This window comes from Aeromonas rivuli (genome assembly GCF_000820045.1).
In the GTDB taxonomy this organism is placed as follows: domain Bacteria; phylum Pseudomonadota; class Gammaproteobacteria; order Enterobacterales; family Aeromonadaceae; genus Aeromonas; species Aeromonas rivuli.
Genome location: NZ_CDBJ01000085.1, coordinates 1 through 1,399, shown reverse-complemented (window position 1 = coordinate 1,399; position 1,399 = coordinate 1). Strand labels below are relative to the sequence as shown.

Genomic DNA, 1,399 nt, shown 5'->3' with positions numbered 1-1,399 from the left:
CGATTTAGGAAACAACGCCGCTGATGGCACATTCAACGCTTGGCAGAAGTCCTCTTGGGGCAGACGCATGATCCAGGTCCGATCGGTGGCGTAGCGCCGATCGAAGCGCTCCATAGCTAGAGCCTTGGCCTTTCCCACCTGCATGATGAAGCAGTTGGGGACGGGAAGACCAAACTCTTTGGCGATCAGGGTGCAGAGATACTCGTTCTCCACACTCTGGGAGAGATCTATCGAGTAGGAGTGGCTCTCGATCTTACCAATGGGCAACTTAATGATATGGGTGGTTGGGGTCGCCGCGCTTGGTAAGTACCAGCGGTTGTCGCGATAGAGTAACGCGGTCTTTTCCTGCGCCCCGGCGATAGAAATCCGAAAATCCTCCACTTCCCTGATCATCCCAAGAGGTATCCCTTGCTGATAGCTGGTCAGGATCTGCTCCAGTTCAACATCAGAGAGCGGTTTGCAATCGATGCGCCTGACGTCTGGCACAGGGCCACCCTGAGCCACTAGTTGTAATGCCCCCACACAGTCCTGACCAATGCAGCTGAGTAAATCAAAAGGCTGGGTTGATTCGGCTTGATAGCGTGCTACCACGCGGTTTCTCACTTTCAGATTATCCGGCAACAAGTTGCCGAAAAAGTTATAGGCCTCATCGCCTCGATAGTACTGTTGTCGTAACGGCATGGAGAGCGAAATGGGCCGACTACCCGGTAGTTTCACCCAAGACTCATCGTATAGAAATTGGTGGGCACCGCTGATTGTCTTGGTAAAGGTACCCACCCGATAGCCGTTCATGTAGACCCACAGGCTGGCCATTACCACTCCTCTTTCCAGCCTGACGGAGGACTATCCGGTGGATCGGTGCGAGGCTTGATATCGAGGGATAGTTCCAATGCTGCGAGGATTTTGAACAAGGTATCCAGCTTGGTTGACTCTGGATTGATCTCAAAATTGGAGACGGTGTCTTGCCTGAGCCCCACTTTGTCAGCCACTTTACCCTGGGAAAGCTTTTGTAAACGTCTAGCATCCTTGAGACAGGCGCTAAGCTGCTTGGCACTGGTTACTTTCATTATTCGACATACCCAGTTGTTGATGTTACTTCAATTTACACGCCACAGCAGGTATTTCAATTTTTACTCGCTTTAGCAGGTAATAAGTGTTTTACACGATATAGGAGGTATCGCATCTCCTACTGCCAACGCAGAGTGAAAACTAACCTACCAGAGGTACGGGTTAACAGCGATCTAGCTCACATTGAAACTACAAACCCGCAATTTGGAGGTTTTTTCGATAAATTGGGGGACCCTGTATGCAGGGCTAGTGTAGTGGTCTAATCATCCCGGACACCATTTTAGGTGGTACAGTCGCCACCATGACTTGAGGTGTTCAATGACCAGATAAC

2 protein-coding genes are annotated in these 1,399 nt (G+C 50.5%); both read right to left on the bottom strand.

What is annotated here, in order from left to right:
* Positions 1–813: HipA N-terminal domain-containing protein (locus BN1130_RS18745; protein ID WP_042043902.1), on the bottom strand; the 813-nt coding region annotated here is incomplete at its 3' end.
* Positions 813–1,067: a helix-turn-helix domain-containing protein gene (locus BN1130_RS18740; RefSeq protein WP_042043901.1), complete on the bottom strand. Its 255-nt coding sequence runs from the start codon at positions 1,065–1,067 to the stop codon at positions 813–815. The genes BN1130_RS18740 and BN1130_RS18745, both read right to left, overlap by 1 nt.
* Positions 1,068–1,399: the final 332 nt, after the last annotated feature.